Raw genomic sequence first — 260 nt, 5'->3', positions numbered from 1 at the left:
GTATTAACCCAAGAATGCATGACGCGCATTGAAGATTTAACTGGCAGAAAGTTTGCAACAGGTACGAACTTCGTTGAAGAGGTTCTTAAAGCACAGGGGATTACACTTGAGTACAACAGTAAGACGGGGAATTCTATTCTCAATAAAAAATCACTCGGCAATATGGATAATGCAATTGCCTCTACGATTCTGGAACTTCGAGAGCATGAAAAAAAGGCAGGCGCATCTTATGCCGCGTACCTACGGTTTACAGGTGACGA

The 260-nt window shown here is 42.7% G+C and carries 1 protein-coding gene; it reads left to right on the top strand.

Annotated features, from left to right (window positions below; translation table 11 throughout):
- Positions 1-18: 18 nt before the first annotated feature.
- On the top strand, positions 19-260 hold a 242-nt coding region (locus AC0IXC_RS29235; protein WP_471653720.1), incomplete at its 3' end, for a hypothetical protein.

The sequence above is a fragment of the Bacillus sp. AC266 genome, assembly GCF_979253805.1.
Note: the sequence above shows the minus strand (reverse complement) of the source record. Positions and strands in the feature narration are given on the sequence as shown.